Genomic DNA, 16,201 nt, shown 5'->3' with positions numbered 1-16,201 from the left:
GAATCGCGCGCTTCAGGCTTCTGATATTGCGCATGTCTTTTTCGAAACCGGTTCCCGGTTTCCCGACGGACATGCTTCAGGCGATCGGCCCATGGGCTTCGACAGGGAGTGCGGGAATGGCTGGACAGTCGGGATTGCGGCCGGTCTTGCGTCGCGCCATCGCCGATGTCGGCCTGTTCTCGCTGCTCATCAACCTGCTGCTGCTGGTGATCCCGCTTTACCTGCTGCAGGTCTATGACCGCGTCCTGCCCTCCTCCAGCGTCGAGACGCTTGTCTATCTGTCGATTATCGCGGTCGCGGCGCTTGGCTTCCTTGGCTTGCTCGACGCCATCCGCGCGGTCTACACGCAGCGCATCGCCGCGACGGTCAACGACAGGTTGGGCGCGACGGTTTTCGCCGCGTCGCTCGGCGCCAGAAGCACGCTGTCGCCACTCAACGACCTCGCCTCGGTCTGCGCCTTCATCCGCTCGCGCGGTGTCTCGATGCTGTTCGACCTGCCCTTCGCGCCGATCTTCCTGGCGCTGCTCTATCTCATCCATCCGGTGCTGTTCTGGGTGACGCTCGGCGGCGCGGTGCTGCTCGTCGTGCTGGTCGTGGCCAACCAGCTTGCCGTCGGCAGGAACGACGCGCTTTCGGCGGAGCGTTCGGCTTTGGCCAGCAAGGCCGAGCAGGCCTTTGCCCGCAACGCCGAGACGCTGCGCGCCATGGGCATGGTGGAAAACGCCGCGCGCGCCTGGGGGCGGCATGTGGCGGCCGCGCTTGCCCTGCATGACCGTTCGGCCGGCGCCAATGCGCTTTTCAGCGGCGCGTCGCGGGCGTTGCGCATGATGCTGCAGCTGGCGATCCTCGGCGCCGGCGCCTGGCTGGTGCTGAAGGGCGAGATGACGGCCGGCATGATCTTCGCGTCCTCGCTGGTGTCGTCGCGCGCGCTGCAGCCGCTGGACCAGCTGATCGGTTCCTGGCGGCAGCTCGCCGACGCCAGGCGCGCATGGTCGCGGCTGGCAGCCACGCTCGCGGCCCAGCCGGCGGTGGCGAGCAGGCTCATCCTGCCCGACCCGACCGGCGCGATTGCCGCGCAGGATCTTTTCTTCATCGCGCCTGACGCCACATTCGGCGCCGAGCCCATCCTGAAGCGGCTGAGCTTCGCCATCAGCGCCGGCGAAGCGGTGGCGATCGTCGGCCCGAGCGGCGCCGGCAAATCGACGTTGGCGCGGCTGCTGGTCGGAGCCGCCCAGCCGAGCGGCGGCACGGTCAGGATCGACGGCGCCGAGCTCAGGACCTGGGACGAGAACCAGCTCGGACGGCATGTCGGCTATCTGGCGCAGGAGGTGGAGCTTTTCCCGGGCTCCATCGCCGACAACATCGCCCGTTTCGACGCGGACGCGGACGACGCGGCGATCATCGAGGCGGCAAAACGCGCCGAGGCGCATGAGCTGGTCCTTTCGCTGCGCGACGGCTATCAGACGACGGTCGCCGGAACGCTGTCGGGCGGCGAGCGGCAGCGCATCGGCTTGGCGCGCGCCTTCTACGGCAATCCGCGCATCCTGGTTCTGGACGAGCCGAGCACGCATCTCGACGGCGCCGGAGAGACAGCACTGGAAGCGGTGCTCGCCGCCGCGCGCGCCGCGGGGGTCACCACCATCGTCATCACGCATCGCCCCGCGATCGCCTCGGCTTGCGACCGCGTGATGGTCTTGCGCGGCGGCGTCATCGAGGCGTTCGGACCGAGCGCGGAGATCTTGCGGCAACCGGGCAAGGGCGCGCAGCGGAGCACGGTGGTCACGGGATCGTTCGCGCCAACCATCCGCGCCGCGCCGACCATCCGCTACGGGTCCTGAACGATGACGCAGAGCCTCATCTTCGAAAGCCGCCCGCGCACCGATTTCCGCCGCACGGCCTTCGCCGGCTACGCGGCGATCGCGCTGCTCGCCGGCGGCTTCGGCTATTGGGCGGCCAAGGCGCCTCTTGCCGGCGCCGTGATCACCCAGGGCACGATCGCTGCAACCGACGGCAACATCCTGATCCAGCACCGCGAGGGCGGCATCATCAGGCAGTTGCTGGTGCACGAAGGCGACCATGTCCGGGAGGGCCAGGACCTCATCCTGCTCGACCGGACCGCCCCGGAGGCCGATCTCAACCGACTGACAAGGCAGTGGATCGCGCTCAAAGCAAGCGCCGCACGGCTGGAGGCCGAGCGCGACGGCCTCGCCACGCTGGCGCCGATCGCCGAGCCAGCGCCTGCGCCGTTCCAGCAGGAATTCGAAAACCTCATCCGCGAGCAGCAGAAGGAGTTCGACGCTAGGCTTGCGCGGTTCCATTCGGAGCAGTCGATCCTGGCGCAGCGCGTCGCCATGCATCGCGAGTCGGTCAAAGGGCTGAACGCGCAAAAGTTGGCAATCGAGCAGCAGGCCGAGGTGGTGAAGAAGGAGCTCGGCATCAAGACCGATCTTCTGGACAAGGGCCTCACCAATCGCACGGAGTATTCGCAACTCTTGCGCTCGGAGGCCGATCTCGTCGGCCAGGCCGGCGCGCTGGAGGCGGACCTCGCCTCGGCCAACACGCAGATCGTCGAGGCGGAGGCGCAGACCGAACGCGCGACGACGCAGCGCGTCGAGGAAGCGCTGACCAAGCTCGACGATGTGCGCACCAACCTCGCCGATATCGAGGAGCGGATGCGCGCGGCGCAAGCGGTGCTGAAGCGCACGACGATCACCGCGCCGGCGGCAGGCATCGTCGTGTCCTCGACCTATAATTCGCAAGGCAGCGTGGTGGCGCCCGGCGAGAAGATCATGGAGATCCTGCCCACGTCATCCGGCCTGGTAGTGGACGCCAGGCTGCGGCCGAAGGATATCGACCAGGTGCATGTCGGCCAGCAGGCAAAGCTCAGGCTCTCCGCCCTCAACACGCGTCTTACGCCGGAAGTCCCGGCCACGGTGAGCGAGATTTCCGCCGACCGGCTGATCGACCAGGCCACCCACGAACCCTATTTCCGTGCCAGGCTGAAGATCGCCGACGCCCTGCCCCCGGGCGTGAAGAGAGAACAGCTTTATCCCGGCACCCCGGTCGACACCTTCATCAGCACCGGCGACCGGACTTTCTTCGAATATCTGGTGCGCCCGATGATGGACTCGTTCGCAAGGGCGTTTGCGGAAAGATAGGGCGGACGGCGTGTTGCGGCGGCCGGACGGCCTATTCCAGGAACATTAGCGCCGTGGCCAGGAAGCCCATTCCGAAGGAAGACGCCATCGAATAGGCGATCATACCGACAGCCACGTAGCCCCCGTTGCCTGACGATATATGGCTGCCGACCGTGCCGAAAGCCACGAGCCAGCACGCTACGATCAACCCGATGATCGCCCCTATGGCGATGTTCTTGATCACAAAGAGCACCAGTGAAGGCATGAGCCCTGCTCCCAAAAGGGTGCGGCCCACGGCTTGCGGCCTCGTGAGCCGGCAGCTGTCATTCAACGCCCAGAGATGCATCTGGTTGCTCCTACCGTCCCTTTTCACTGCTGCGCCGGTTCGAGGGGCCTGACGGCAATCGCGGACACGCGACCGCTCTGGCTCAATCACCGCCTGTAGACATCGCGGCGGCAATGAAACAATCTTCACTGTGGGAACATAAGCGCGTCGAAGAAGACGCCTACCTCCGGGTGCGCATGAACAATCGCTGGACCTTGTACGATCCACGCCTGGCCTGGATGCTGGTTGCACCGGTGCTTCTGCTGCTGATCTTCTTCCTGGTGCTGCCGATCGCGGTGATGGCGGCCTATACGTTCTTCACCTTCGTCACCGCCGGCGTCGAAACCAGCGCGCTGACCCCCGCAAACTGGCAGGAATTCTTCACCGACAGCTACTATTCCGGCTTCCTTCTGAAGACGCTGAGGGTCGGCGCGATCACCGCGCTGCTGTGCGGCGTGCTCGGCTATTTCCCTGCCTATTTCATCTGGGCGACGAGCTTCAGGCACAAATGGCTGCTCTTGCTCCTGCTCATCGTGCCGTTCTGGATCAGCTTTACCATCCGCACCTTTTCCTGGATCAACATCCTGGGCGAACAGGGCGTCATCAACGTCGCGCTGCTCAAGATGGGCATCATCAACGAGCCGCTGCAGATGCTCTACAACGAGGGCGCGGTGATCCTGGGACTGCTGCACTTCCTCCTGCCCTACATGATCCTCAACGTCTATGTCAGCCTCGAGGGGATCGACCGCACGCTGATTGCGGCGGCGCGCTCGATGGGCTGCACCAGCGCGCAGGCGTTCCGCGAGGTGACCCTGCCCCTCTCCCTGCCCGGCCTGGCGGCCGGGCTGCTGCTCTGCTTCGTGCTGGCGGCCGGCAGCTATGTGACGCCGCAGTTGCTCGGCTCGGGCCGCGACGCGCTGTTCGGCAACCTGATCTACGACACGATCATGGGCGAATTGAACTGGCCGATGGGCGCGACGCTGTCGATCGTGCTGTTCGTCGTGCTCGGCTTCTTCGCCGCCATCTACACCCGCTACATGGGCATGTCGCAGATCGTCAAAGGGCTTGGTGGATGAGGAAATCGGGCGGATGAGCGGCACGCGGCGCAAGGAGGAAGGCAGATGGGCCTGGCGGCTGACCGGCTTCGTCACGCTCTGGGTCTACATCTTCATGTTCGCGCCGATCGTGGCGACCGTCATCCTGTCGTTCAACGCCTCGATGTTCGGCGGCTTCCCGATGACCGGTTTTTCGCTGCAATGGTACGCCAAGCTGATGAACAATGACGCGGTGCTGACCGCCTTCCGCACCTCGCTGTGGATCGCGCTGGTCACCGCCGTCGCCACCACGGCCATCGGCGTCGTCACGGCCTTCGCGCTGGTGCGTTTCGACTTCCCCGGCAAGCAGGCACTGAGCACGCTGGTGATCCTGCCGGCACTGGTGCCGGAAACCATCCTCGGCGTCGGCCTTCTGGTGCTGATCAAGGCGATCGACCAGCCGCGCACCATGCTGCTCCTGGTGCTCGGCCATATCCTTCTGGCCGTGCCCTATGTCGTGCTGATCGCGCAGGCACGCATGGTGGGCATAAGGCGCGTCTATGAGGAGGCAGCTCTCTCGCTCGGCGCATCTCGCTTCTCGTCCTTCCGCGAGATCACGCTGCCTCTGCTCATCCCGGCGGTCGTCGGCGGCGCGCTGCTTGCCTTCACCATCTCGTTCGACAACACCTCGGCCAGCCTGTTCTGGCGGCCGGCGGGCGTCGAGACCATGCCCACCCAAATCCTGTCCATGCTGAAAATCTCGATCAGCCCGGAGATCAATGCGCTCGGCACCGTGATGATCCTGGTGACCGTCGGCATCCCGTTGATCGGCGGCCTGATCCTGCAGAGCCTGACGAAGTTGAAGAGACGCGGCGAACCAAAGGAGGAAGTACGATGAAACTGACGACGACCAAGCGGCTGGAACGGCTGCACGACCGGTATGCCAATGGCGATCTGAGCCGCCGCACTTTCCTGACGCTGACCGCCGCGGCGGCAGCATCGGCGGGACTTTCCATGCCGTGGATGGGACGGGCGCTCGCCGCGGTCGAGGAAGTCCGCTTCGACGGCTGGGGCGGCACGGTGCAGGACGCGATCGACAAGTTCGCCTTCCAGCCCTACACGGCCAAAACCAAGATCAAGGTGGTGCAAGGCACATTCGGCGACGAGGACGAGATCATCACCAAGATCAAGACCGCGAAGCCCGGCGACTACCAGGTCATCCATTCCTCGGGCGTCAACTACTACATCAAATACGTCAATGGCGGCCTGACCTCGGAGATCAACGAGGCCAACATTCCCAACATGGTGAATGTGCTGCAGCCGATGATCGAGCCGTTCCGCAAGCTGACGCCGAAGCTGTCGGCCGTGCCTTACGACTACGGCACCACCGGCATTGCCTACAACACCAAGGTGATCTCGCCGGAGGAGGCCAAGGAAAAGGGCGCGGCACTGCTGCTCGACAAGAAATATGCCGGTAAGGTCGGCGGCTATTCCGACATGACGACGCGCGTCTGGTACGCCGCTTTGGCCACCGGCCAGGACCCCAACAACCTCAAGGACATGGACACGATCTGGGCCAAGGTGCGCGAGACGCGCGACCTCGCCAAGAAGTTCTGGAGCTCCGGCGCGGAGCTGATGGACCTGCTTTCCAAGGGTGAGATCGTGGTGACCGACGCCTGGTCGGGCCGCGTCGCGGCGCTGCAGGACCAGGGCCATCCGATCGGCTATCTCGATCCGGCCGGTTCCTATGCCTGGATGGAGGACATGCTGATCCTGAAGGGCTCGCCGATGGCAGAATGCGAAGAGCTGATCAACTTCATGCTCGACCCGGCGACCTCGATCGCGGTGGCAGAGGGCCAGAGCTATCCGCCGTCGCTCGACCCGACCAAGGTCAAGCTCACCGACAAGATCGCGAAGCTGCCGGCCTTCGATCCGACCGGTACGATGAAGGCGCTGACCTTCGCCGATCCGACCTACTGGGCGACCAACGAGGACGCCTGGACCAAGCAGTGGAACAGGATCTCGAAAGGTGCCTGACAGCCAGGACACGAAAATCCATCCCCGGCCGGCCTCGGCCGGGGCGGAAGGCGCGATCGCGACCGCCGAGGCGAGCAGCCCGGCGGTCGAGTTCCGCAACATCGACATCGCCTATGGCAAGTTCGTCGCGGTCCGCGATTTCTCTTTATCGATCCGCAAGGGCAGCTTCGTCACGCTGCTCGGCCCCTCGGGCTGCGGCAAGACGACGATCCTGCGCTCCATCGCCGGGCTGGTCGACATTTCGGCCGGCCAGATCATGATCGGCGGCCGGCGCGTCGACGACGTGCCGATCTACAAGCGCAACATCGGGCTGGTCTTCCAGAGCTATGCGCTCTTTCCGCACAAGAGCGTGTTCGACAATGTCGCCTTCGGGCTGAAATACCGCAACGTCGCCAAGCCCGAGATCAGGCGCAAGGTCGGCCAGGCGCTCGACATGGTGCGGCTGCCGGGCAGCGAGAAGAAGCTGCCCTCGCAATTGTCGGGCGGCCAGCAGCAGCGCATCGCGCTGGCCCGCGCCATCGTGTTCGAGCCGCAGGTGCTCCTGCTCGACGAGCCGCTCTCGGCGCTCGATGCCAACATGCGCGAGGAAATGCGCGTCGAGATCAAGAAGATCCAGAAGGAAACCGGCATCACCGCCATCTTCGTCACGCACGACCAGGAAGAAGCGCTGTCGATGTCGGACCGCATCGTGGTGATGAATGCGGGTTCGGCCGAGCAGATCGGCACGCCCGAAGAGGTCTATGAGCGGCCGGCCACCGCCTTCGTGGCGGACTTCCTCGGCAAGGCCAATATGCTTTCCGGGACGGTGAGCAGATCCGACAGGCCGACAGCGGTCACGCTCGCCAGCGGCCAGACGGTCAGCGTGCTTTCACCCAAAGCGCTGGCGCAGGGCAGCGCCGTCACCGTCGTGGTGCGGCCGCAGAAACTGTCGGTCGGCGGAGCGAGCGCCAACCGGTTGCCCGGCCGGGTCGTGTCGGCCTCCTATCTCGGCGGCAGCGCCATCTACGAGGTCGACATAGGCGGCGCGGCGAACATCCGCGCCAACGCCCCGATCGATGGCCGCGTGCTCACAGAAGGCGAGACAATCGAGCTAGGCTTCGACCCGGACGACTGCGTGCTACTGGACCAAGCAGGGCGGCGGATTTCCTGACGGCGGCCGCCTTCTTGCAGGCCCGGGCGTTTGCCACGCATTCGGTCTTGGTCGCAGTTCATTTCTTGGAGAGAAACGCCTTGCAGGCAGGCGTGAGCTCACTGATGTGCTGTTTAAGACAGTTCAACCCCTTTGCATTGTCGACCATCTTGCACAGTCGCTGGGCATCCGCCCTGCATGGTGTTTTGTAGGCATCTTTCGCCAAAGCGGCCTCAGTGAGGAAAAGCGATATGGAAGCCAGAAGCGCCAGTCCAAGCGATTGCTGTTTGCGCATGATTTAATTCCCCTCTGAAAATCAGCATAGTAACGCAGCCCTTATATACGCGAATCCTGATATAAGCGAAAGTCTAAGGACTTCGCCACGACGCGGTCCGTGCTGCATTGGAAAAGGATGATATTTTCAAACTGAGACAACGCCGGATTCCACGGCGATTTCGACGCCCGCTCCAACGCTGGTTCCCCCGGTCGTAAGCCACAAGCCGTCCCATCGACGACGCGAAGGATCGCGCCGCAAAACGATGGAGACAACGATGACGACTTTGGAACATACCGCTTATGAAACCGGTCGCGCGGGCTTCAGCCTTACCGGCTTTGCCGGCCGCGCGCTTAGGCTTGTCTACCGTGCGATGAGGATGCGCAGTGACCGCGCCGCCATGCAGGCCATGCCCGACTATCTGCTCAAGGACATGGGTATCGCCCGTTCGGAAATCGACCATTACACCTCGATGCACTACGCCGCGTCCGGCGCCGATGGGATGGATATCCGCAACGCCGGATGACAGCCGATGGCGATCATTACCACGCTGTCGCCAAGCCCCGGGCTTCCCCACGCCCGGGGGCTTTTGCGTTCGGTCAGGCGGCGCCGACGCTTCGTTTCAAACGATACGTCCAACGCAATTTCCACGGTAGGCGTATGAAAAATTCCACGATCGCACCCACTCTCGTTCAAACGCTTCATCGGCAAACAGAGGCCGTCACGGCAACCAAGCCGCAAACGAACCTTTGGAGATGAAGATGCAACCCAACACCAAACCTGCACGGCTTCCGCTCAATGGCGTCGACACGCCGAACCTGATGGCGACGATCAATTTCGTCGCCGGGCAGCCCGAGTTGGCCAAGTTCCAGTTCCGCGCCCACAATGAATGGATCGAAGGCACGCACAGCAAGACCGTCATGAACGGCTTCTTCGGCGCCGGCAACGAGCAGAAGCACGAGAAGCCCCATTATGCCGACGCCGACCATCCGGCGATCCTGTGCGGCGCCGACAATGCGCCGACCCCGGTCGAGTGGCTGCTGCACGGGCTGGCGGGCTGCCTGATGGCGGGCGTCGCCAACATTGCCGCCGCGCGCGGCATCAAGCTCACCAAGGTGAAATGCTCGGTCGAGGGCGACATCGACCTGCGCGGCATCCTCGGCATTTCCGACGAGGTCCGCAACGGTTTCCAGAACATCCAGGTGTCGTTCGAGATCGAAGGCGACGCGCCGGCCGAAAAGCTGCAGCAGCTGGTCGAGCAGTCGCGGACCCGTTCGGCCGTGTTCGACGTGCTGACCAAGGGCGTGCCGGTCACTGTCGGCATCAAGACCATCCAGTAAGTCGGCAGGCGGTCCGGAGCCAATCCGGGCCGCCTCCGCTCCCACTGACGGAACAGTACCTATGAGACGCGCGGACGTCGTCATCATCGGCGCCGGCCAGGCCGGCCTTGCGCTCAGCCATTGCCTTGGCCAGGCCGGCATCGACCATGCCGTTCTGGAGCGCGGCCGGATCGGCGAGCGCTGGCGCTCGCAGAGCTGGCGTTCACTGAGGCTGCTCACGCCGAACTGGCTGAACGCCCTGCCCGGCTCGCCCTACGAGGGCGACGATCCCGACGGCTTCATGAGCAAAGGGGCTTTCGTCGAAAGCCTGGAGCGCTACGCCTGGCAACGGCATGCGCCCGTCGAGACCAATGTCGAGGTCACATCTGCAAAGCGGACCGGCGACGGCTTTGCCTTGCGCACCAGCGCCGGCGAATGGTCGGCGCGCGCGGTCGTCGTCGCGACGGGACATTGCGACCGGCCGGTCATTCCTTTTTCTGCCGAGACCCTTCGCGGGCCGCTCAGCATCCACGCTTCGCAATATCGCTCGCCTGGCGAGTTGCCCAGCGGCGGCGTGCTGGTCGTCGGCGCCTCATCCTCCGGCGTGCAGATTGCCGACGAACTCGCCCGTGCCGGGCGGCGCGTGATGCTTTCGGTCGGTAAGCATACGCGCCTACCCAGAACATGGCGCGACCAGGACATCTTCTTCTGGCTTTGCGCAATGGGCCTGATGGCGCAGCGCCAGGAAGACCTCGCCGATCCGGAAAGCGCCCGGCGCCAGCCTTCGCTGCAGCTCGCCGGCCGGCCCGACAGGGCCGATGTCGATCTCGCCACGCTGCAGGCGCTCGGCGTGGAGCTGACCGGGCGGGTGCATGGCGTCGGCGACCGCGAGATCGCCCTTGCCGGCGATCTCGGCCAGCACATCGCGGCGGCGGAAGCGAAGCTGGCACGCCTGCTCGACCAGATCGACCGCTTCGCAGGCACGCCGACACCATACCGGCCCGAGCCGGTGGCGATGCCGGCGGCCGGCGTTGAGCGGCTTTCGCTGACCGACGGATCGATCCGCACCATCATCTGGGCGACCGGCTATGCGCGCTCGTTCGGCTGGCTGGAGCCGCTGGCGCTCGGCGCCGACGGCGAGCTCGCGCATCAGGGCGGCGTCACCAGCGTGCCCGGCCTCTACGCACTCGGCTTTCGCTTCCTGCGCAAGCGCGATTCCAACTTCATCGGCGGTGCCGGCGAGGACGCGAAAGCGATCGCCGCCGAAATCTCCCGTCATCTCGACTGCAAAGGCCGCAGGGCGGCCTGAGGACCAAGACCATGGCAAGCAACCCGATCTCCCTCATGGCCGTTCCGAAGCGGGGCCATTATGACGCCATCATCGTTGGCGCGCGCTGCGCGGGTGCGGCGAGCGCGATGCTGCTCGCCCGCGCGGGCCTCAAGGTGCTGGCGATCGACCGCAAGCCCTATGGCTCCGACACGCTGTCGACGCATGCGCTGATGCGGCCCGCCGTTCTGCAATTGTGGCGCTGGGGCTTGCTGAAGCCGCTGCTCGAGGCCGGCACGCCGCTCATCGAGACGACGACCTTCCACTATGGCGATGAGGAGATCACCATCCCGCTCGCCGCCGGTTCGGACATTCCCGGCCTGATCGCGCCGCGGCGCACCGTGCTCGACCGCATCCTGGTCGATGCGGCGCGCAAGGCCGGCGCGGAAATCCTCCACGAGGTGGCGGTCGGCGATCTCTTCGCAGACACGCGCGGGGGCGTGCGCGGCATCGAAATACGCGCCGCCGGCCGCGCGTCGCTCCGGGTCAGCGCCGATATCGTGGTCGGCGCCGACGGCGTCGGCTCGCTGGTGGCAAAATGCGTCGACGCCCAGCCCTTGCGGCGCGGCGCGGTGTCGGCCGCCCATGTCTATGGCTATGCGCCGGTCGAGCCCGGCACCGGCTACCACTGGTACTTCCGCGACGGGATCGCGGGCTCGTTCATCCCGAGCAATGACGGCCTCGCCTGCATCGTCGCCTCGGTGCCGACGGGCCTGTTCGACCAGCGCTTCCGCCTCGGCCACGCCCGCGCCCGCATGGATGTGCTCGAGGCGCTTTCGCCGGCGCTGGCAGCACAGGCGGCCAGAGCGCCGAAGGATGCCCGCCTGCAGGCGTTTCGGGGCGTGCCTGGCTATATCCGCCAGGCGCACGGCCCCGGCTGGGCGCTGGTGGGCGATGCCGGTTTCTTCCGCGATCCGATCACCTCGCACGGCATTTCCGATGCGCTGCGCGATGCGGAGGGCCTCGCGCGCGCCATCCTCGACGGCTCGGACGCGGCATTCGCGATCTGGCAGCGGCAGCGCGACATGATCGCCAACCAGATCCTCGACACCACCGACGCGATCGCCGGCTTCGACTGGACGCTCGACGATCTCGGCGAGCGTCATCGCCGCTTCAGCGCCGTGCTAAAGGCCGAGGTTCAGGCGCTGGCCGGGCAGCCGGCGCCGGTGCGCCGCGCCCCTTCCTCTGCATCGCGGCCGACGGCCCACCGGGCACCGGCCAACCAGGACGAACCGCCGGCCTCGGCCGGAATGACACCCAATCGCAACCGAACCGGAGCAAGACCATGACTGTGCATGTGATGAAGGACGGGTGGGTCGGCGTCATCAAGGGTCGACCAAAGGTGGGCGCCTTCGCCGAGCGCTCGCGGCGCACGCAGCCTCAGGATATCGATGCGTTCGCCGAGATGACCGGCGACTGCAACCCCTTGCATTTCGACAAGGCGCTGGCCGAAGCTTCGGTGTTCGGCAAGCTCATCGTGCAGGGCGGCGTCACGTCCGGCATCCTGAATGCAGTGGTGGCGGAAGACCTGCCCGGCCCCGGCTCGGTGTTCCTCGAAGTGTCGTGGAAATTCGTCAAGGCGGTCGGCGTCGGCGAACTGATCACCGGCCGTGTCGAGGTCAAGGAGGTGCGCGCCGACAAGCCGATCACCAAGCTGGAGACATCGGTGCGCAACGAAGCCGGCGAGCTTTGCCTCACCGGCACCGCGACGGTCTTCACCGTGCCATTGGCTAAGAGCTGAGAGCTGCGCCAGCGCCCGGTTACCCGCCCGCCGTCTCGGCGATGAAGGCGCGGACGTGGTCGATGAACTCCTCGAAGGCGGGCTCGCCTTCGAGGAGGATGTGGTTCTGGCTCTCGAGCTCGATGAAGCGCGCGCCGGGAATGCCCGCTGCCATGGTGCGCCCGGATTCGACGGGTGCGACGTTGTCGTCCCGCGCGTGCAGCACCAGCGTCGGAACGCGCACCTTGTCCAGCAAGTCGCTGACATCGATCACCGAAAAGGAACTCTGAAGGCGCCAGGCATCGTCGGGCGAGACGGTGCGCAGCATCAGATCGTCCATCCAGGCGAAATGTTCGTGCGTGGCGCCGGGGATGAACATGGAGCAGAAGGCCTGGCGGAACATCGGGTTCGGCTTGCCCCAGCTCTCGCGCATCAGCGTCGCGGCGGCCTCGCGCGTCGCGATCTCGCCCGCGTCGCCGCGTGCCCGCCAGCCTTTGACGTAACCGCCATAAAGGATCATGCCCGAGACCCGCTCGGGATGGCGGATGGCATAGGCGATCGAAACCGCGCAGCTCTGCGACAGGCCAAGCAAGGTGAAGCGGTCAAGTCCCGTCGCCTCGACCACGCATTCGAGGTCCGACAGCATGGTCTCGAACGAAATGTCGACGACGTGCCGCTGCGACAGGCCGTTGCAGCGCTCGTCGTAACGCACCAGCCGGTTCTGGCGCGACAGTTCGCGCATCCAGTGCCGCCAGATCGGGCTGTCCCAGTCGAAGGTGAGATGCGACATCCAGTGCGCGGCGCGCAGGATCGCCGGGCCGCTGCCGGTACTGGCATAGGCGAGCCTTGTGCCGTCGAGAGCCCGGCAGAATTGCACGGCGCGGCCAGGATCCTGCGATGACGCAGGTTTCGACGCCGTTTGCGGCGGCCGGGCGGAGCTGGATTGCGACGCGCTTCCCGGGGCTTGAGCGGTGGCCGACCGGACCCTGTCCTCCAACGCCTCGATCTCGGCGGCGAGACGCGCATCGTCGGGCACGAGGCCGCGCAGGCGCTGGGCGAACGGTAGCGCTCGTCGCGGCTGGTCCGCCAGGCGCTCGACCAACTCACGCAGGATGCCGAGCTCGACGATCTCCACCTCGCTGGCGATGGCCTGCCGCCAGCTTTCGTAGTCGAAGCAGCGCTCGAGCGAGAGATCGGCAAGAAAGCCGCCGCGGATCGAGGCCAAGACGGCTTCCAGCTCTTCACTCGTGCGGGAGGAAAGGTCGGCCTTCACCAGCGGCGCCAGCCGCGCGTAATCGGCATCGATGTTGAGCGCGACGGCGTTGCGATCGGCGACGAGCGCGAGTCCGTCGCCGCCCAGCACCTGGCGGATCTTGGACAGGCTCCAGCGCAAGGCGCCGCGCGGATCGTCGGGAATGTCCCAGAATATCTCGCACAACCGCTCGCGCTGGTGCTGCCGGGCGGTGACGGCGAGGTAGGCGAGCAGCGCCCGCGTCTTGCGCGATGGCGGCAGGTCAACCGGCTGGCCGTCGCGCATCGCCTGAAAATCGCCAAGCACGCGCAGCTCCAGCATGTGCTGGCCGCCGTTCATGCGTTCACACGCTTGTCGATCGCCATGATCCCCCTTCGGCCCTGACCGGCGCTGCGAAGGGCAGCCAATAGCAAAATCGGCTAATTTAGGAAAGCTTGGCCCGGATGGCTCACGGTCCAGGAACCCAAATCGACTTGCCCATGCGAACAGCCGATCGACGCTGTTTGCCGTTCCCTCACGCCTTTGCCGCAACCGCCCTCGGCTTGATGGCCGTCGCCAGCACAACCCCGACGACGATGAAGGCCGCGCCGAGCGTCAGGCCGATCGCCCCCACCGCGACGATCTCCAGCGGCCGGGATTTGAGAAGCGCAAGCATCGCGCCGTGATGGCGGTGCACGATCGGCAAAAGGATGGCGCAGGCCAGCAAGAGCCGCCAGAAGCACAGTCCCCAGGGCGGCATTTCCGGCGCCACCCATTTGGCCGCGATATAGACACCGGCCGAGAGCAGCCAGCACAGCACAGCGGTGGGATAGCCGCCGAGCGAGGGTATCGAAACGGCGGCAGGCTGGCCCGCCGGATGCGCTATCGGTATCGCCTGCATCGCATGCCCCCGTTCAATGAACGTCAGACGCAGCCGGCAGTCTACCTCATGCCGCAAGAGCTACATACGGCCCTGATAAAGCCGTCTGTAGGAGATCAGTGCGAGGTGTCGCCGGCCGTATGCAGCAGGTCCCAGGCTGAGCCGACGCGACCGTCGAACTGCGATGCAAAGCGTTCGGCTTCGGTGCCTTCGAGGCCGTCGTCGACAAGCGCCTCGATGCTCCGCCGCAGCAAGGCCAGTTGCATCTGCCGCGCATGCCTCGCGTCGGTTTCACGCATGATGACCGTGACGTGATAGGCCAGGACGGGCTGGCCAAGACAGGACAGGAGCGCGCCCGACCCCGCTGTCGCCGCAGTGACTGCTTCCTCGATATTCATTCCGGCGCTCCCTCATCAAAGATGCTGGGCGCCTCCCCGGCAGACGGCGACGGTATCCCGCCGCTTCTTTTCCAATTTCGGCAGCTGCGAGATCATTGCTCGCGGCCAAAATCAGTATCCTCCAGAACCCATTAAAGGCCACCGGATAGTTAATCGATGGTTAACGGGAACGGTGGCATCTTAGGCATCCGAGCCGGCGTGGAGCATCGGTCAGTGGCCCGGCATATTGCGTTCAGCAGATGGCGCCAGGCTCTGCGAGCCGGGTACCGAGACCGGCGCGCCGTGAAGCACCCAGTCGGCGGCGATCTGGCCGATCACCGGGGCGAGCTGGATGCCGTAGCCGCCGGCGCCGGCGGCGGTGATCAGCGTCGGCTCCGAGGCATCGATCGGCCCGACGAAGGGGCGATGGTCGGCCGTGACCGGGTAAAGGCCCGCCCAGCCCCGGCCGAGCCGCGCGCCGGGCAGATCGGGCACGCGTTCCAAAAGCAGCTCCGCCAGATCGACCTTCGACTGCTCCTCGCACTGCTCGTTGTAATTGTCGGGGTCTTCCGGCGCGGCCGAGTTCACCTTGTGGATCTCGGCGATCAGCTCGCCCGGCTTTTCGTGGCGGAAATTGAGGCCGCTGCCTTCGCCGTTCACCAGGTCCATGACCATCGGCATGGTGTAGCCGAGCGGCTCGTCGAGATGGATGACGACGGCCTCGTGGCGCTCGGGCCAGATGTGCAGGGCCTGGCCGAAAAGCGCGGCGACCTGCGGCGCCCAGGCCCCGCCCGCATTGACCACCGCATCGCAGTGGATCAGCCGTCGCTCGCGATCGACCGGGCTGCCGCCAGTTTCCAGCGCATAGCCGCCCGGCTGCCGTTCTACGCCGAGCAGCTTGCGGTACTGGCGGATCTCGCCGCCCTTGGCGCGCACGATGCCCGCCAGGAAATTGCACATCTCGTGCGGATCGAGGAATCCGTTGTCGGGCCCGAACAATCCGCCTTCGAGCCCGTCAGGGTTGATGTGCGGAACGAGCTGCCTGAGTTCGTCTGCCTGGATCAGGCGCGACCTGAGGCCCGCCTCGCCCTGGATCTCGACCGACCGCGCGAACAGTTCCATCTGCTCGGGCGTGCGCGCTAGCCGGAGATAGCCGATATGGTTGAATTGAAGCCCCTCGCCCTCCCACTGGCGGAACCGGCGCAGCGAATGAACGCGCAGCATGATCTCGAACGGGTCGGTGAATTGCGATCCGACGACGCCGACCGACCTGCCGCTCGACCCGGAAGCGATCGACTGCGCCTCGAGCACCGTGACGCGCGCGCCCTGCTCGACAAGGTTGAGCGCCGTGCACATGCCCAGCGTGCCGGCGCCGATCACCACGACATGAGGAGAAGCCGTCATTTGTAGT

The 16,201-nt window shown here is 65.7% G+C and carries 16 protein-coding genes and 1 pseudogene; 11 read left to right on the top strand and 6 right to left on the bottom strand.

All coding sequences use genetic code 11. From position 1 onward, the window contains the following. Positions 1-116 precede the first annotated feature (116 nt). The gene (locus tag WDX12_RS22890) at positions 117-1,838 is read left to right on the top strand and encodes a type I secretion system permease/ATPase (protein WP_434722112.1); all 1,722 of its coding nucleotides are present in this window, start codon (positions 117-119) and stop codon (positions 1,836-1,838) included. 3 nt (positions 1,839-1,841) lie between these two features. Beyond that, on the top strand, positions 1,842-3,158 hold the full coding sequence (locus WDX12_RS22885; protein WP_434722111.1) for an HlyD family type I secretion periplasmic adaptor subunit: 1,317 nt from the start codon (positions 1,842-1,844) through the stop codon (positions 3,156-3,158). Between the two features lie 31 nt (positions 3,159-3,189). On the opposite strand, the gene WDX12_RS22880 is transcribed toward WDX12_RS22885, so the two are convergent. Next, positions 3,190-3,483 carry a hypothetical protein gene (locus WDX12_RS22880; protein WP_320296088.1) on the bottom strand — a complete coding sequence of 98 codons (294 nt, stop codon included), beginning with the start codon at positions 3,481-3,483 and terminating at the stop codon, positions 3,190-3,192. A gap of 176 nt (positions 3,484-3,659) precedes the next feature. Between WDX12_RS22880 and WDX12_RS22875 the strand changes: the two genes are divergently transcribed. Genes WDX12_RS22875 through WDX12_RS22860 form a run of 4 tightly spaced genes read left to right on the top strand, consistent with a single transcriptional unit; the run spans position 3,660 to position 7,683 of the window. After that, positions 3,660-4,538 carry an ABC transporter permease gene (locus tag WDX12_RS22875; protein ID WP_320296394.1) on the top strand — a complete coding sequence of 293 codons (879 nt, stop codon included), beginning with the start codon at positions 3,660-3,662 and terminating at the stop codon, positions 4,536-4,538. A 13-nt stretch (positions 4,539-4,551) separates the two neighbouring features. Further along, positions 4,552-5,394, top strand: a complete 843-nt coding sequence (locus tag WDX12_RS22870; RefSeq protein ID WP_434722110.1) for an ABC transporter permease — start codon at positions 4,552-4,554, stop codon at positions 5,392-5,394. After that, positions 5,391-6,533: an ABC transporter substrate-binding protein gene (locus tag WDX12_RS22865; protein ID WP_140804969.1), complete on the top strand. Its 1,143-nt coding sequence runs from the start codon at positions 5,391-5,393 to the stop codon at positions 6,531-6,533. The genes WDX12_RS22870 and WDX12_RS22865 overlap by 4 nt, the downstream gene beginning before the upstream one ends. Next, positions 6,526-7,683 (top strand): ABC transporter ATP-binding protein, encoded by a 1,158-nt coding sequence (locus tag WDX12_RS22860; protein ID WP_434722109.1) that lies wholly within the window; start codon positions 6,526-6,528, stop codon positions 7,681-7,683. Before WDX12_RS22865 ends, WDX12_RS22860 begins: the two co-directional genes overlap by 8 nt. 58 nt (positions 7,684-7,741) lie before the next feature. On the opposite strand, the gene WDX12_RS22855 is transcribed toward WDX12_RS22860, so the two are convergent. Then, positions 7,742-7,957 (bottom strand): hypothetical protein, encoded by a 216-nt coding sequence (locus WDX12_RS22855; RefSeq protein ID WP_320296091.1) that lies wholly within the window; start codon positions 7,955-7,957, stop codon positions 7,742-7,744. Positions 7,958-8,213: 256 nt separating this feature from the next. Between WDX12_RS22855 and WDX12_RS22850 the strand changes: the two genes are divergently transcribed. The 5 genes from WDX12_RS22850 to WDX12_RS22830 all read left to right on the top strand — a co-directional run bounded on the left by WDX12_RS22850 (position 8,214) and on the right by WDX12_RS22830 (position 12,323). After that, a complete protein-coding gene (locus tag WDX12_RS22850; protein WP_434722108.1) occupies positions 8,214-8,462 on the top strand; it encodes a DUF1127 domain-containing protein in 249 nt (82 codons plus the stop codon). A 235-nt stretch (positions 8,463-8,697) separates the two neighbouring features. Then, complete coding sequence (locus WDX12_RS22845; RefSeq protein WP_320296093.1) at positions 8,698-9,276, top strand: OsmC family protein; 579 nt, start codon at positions 8,698-8,700, stop codon at positions 9,274-9,276. A 61-nt stretch (positions 9,277-9,337) separates the two neighbouring features. Next, positions 9,338-10,564 (top strand): flavin-containing monooxygenase, encoded by a 1,227-nt coding sequence (locus WDX12_RS22840; RefSeq protein ID WP_434722107.1) that lies wholly within the window; start codon positions 9,338-9,340, stop codon positions 10,562-10,564. Between the two features lie 11 nt (positions 10,565-10,575). After that, positions 10,576-11,871 carry an NAD(P)/FAD-dependent oxidoreductase gene (locus tag WDX12_RS22835; protein ID WP_434722106.1) on the top strand — a complete coding sequence of 432 codons (1,296 nt, stop codon included), beginning with the start codon at positions 10,576-10,578 and terminating at the stop codon, positions 11,869-11,871. Then, entirely contained in the window at positions 11,868-12,323 is a 456-nt protein-coding gene (locus WDX12_RS22830) for a MaoC family dehydratase (protein ID WP_434722105.1), read from the top strand. The genes WDX12_RS22835 and WDX12_RS22830 overlap by 4 nt, the downstream gene beginning before the upstream one ends. Positions 12,324-12,342: 19 nt before the next feature. On the opposite strand, the gene WDX12_RS22825 is transcribed toward WDX12_RS22830, so the two are convergent. The 4 genes and pseudogenes from WDX12_RS22825 to WDX12_RS22810 all read right to left on the bottom strand — a co-directional run bounded on the left by WDX12_RS22825 (position 12,343) and on the right by WDX12_RS22810 (position 16,194). Next, positions 12,343-13,893 carry an alpha/beta fold hydrolase gene (locus tag WDX12_RS22825; protein ID WP_434722104.1) on the bottom strand — a complete coding sequence of 517 codons (1,551 nt, stop codon included), beginning with the start codon at positions 13,891-13,893 and terminating at the stop codon, positions 12,343-12,345. Positions 13,894-14,116: 223 nt separating this feature from the next. Continuing rightward, positions 14,117-14,434: pseudogene (locus WDX12_RS22820) on the bottom strand (DMT family transporter); the annotation flags it as partial. A 95-nt stretch (positions 14,435-14,529) separates the two neighbouring features. Further along, on the bottom strand, positions 14,530-14,811 hold the full coding sequence (locus WDX12_RS22815; protein WP_434722103.1) for a hypothetical protein: 282 nt from the start codon (positions 14,809-14,811) through the stop codon (positions 14,530-14,532). 210 nt (positions 14,812-15,021) lie between these two features. Further along, complete coding sequence (locus WDX12_RS22810; RefSeq protein ID WP_434722102.1) at positions 15,022-16,194, bottom strand: NAD(P)/FAD-dependent oxidoreductase; 1,173 nt, start codon at positions 16,192-16,194, stop codon at positions 15,022-15,024. Positions 16,195-16,201: the final 7 nt, after the last annotated feature.

The organism is Mesorhizobium sp. RIZ17 (genome assembly GCF_051127865.1).
In the GTDB taxonomy this organism is placed as follows: domain Bacteria; phylum Pseudomonadota; class Alphaproteobacteria; order Rhizobiales; family Rhizobiaceae; genus Mesorhizobium; species Mesorhizobium humile.
The sequence above is the reverse complement of the archived record's forward strand: the minus strand, read 5'-3'. Positions and strand labels throughout refer to the sequence as shown.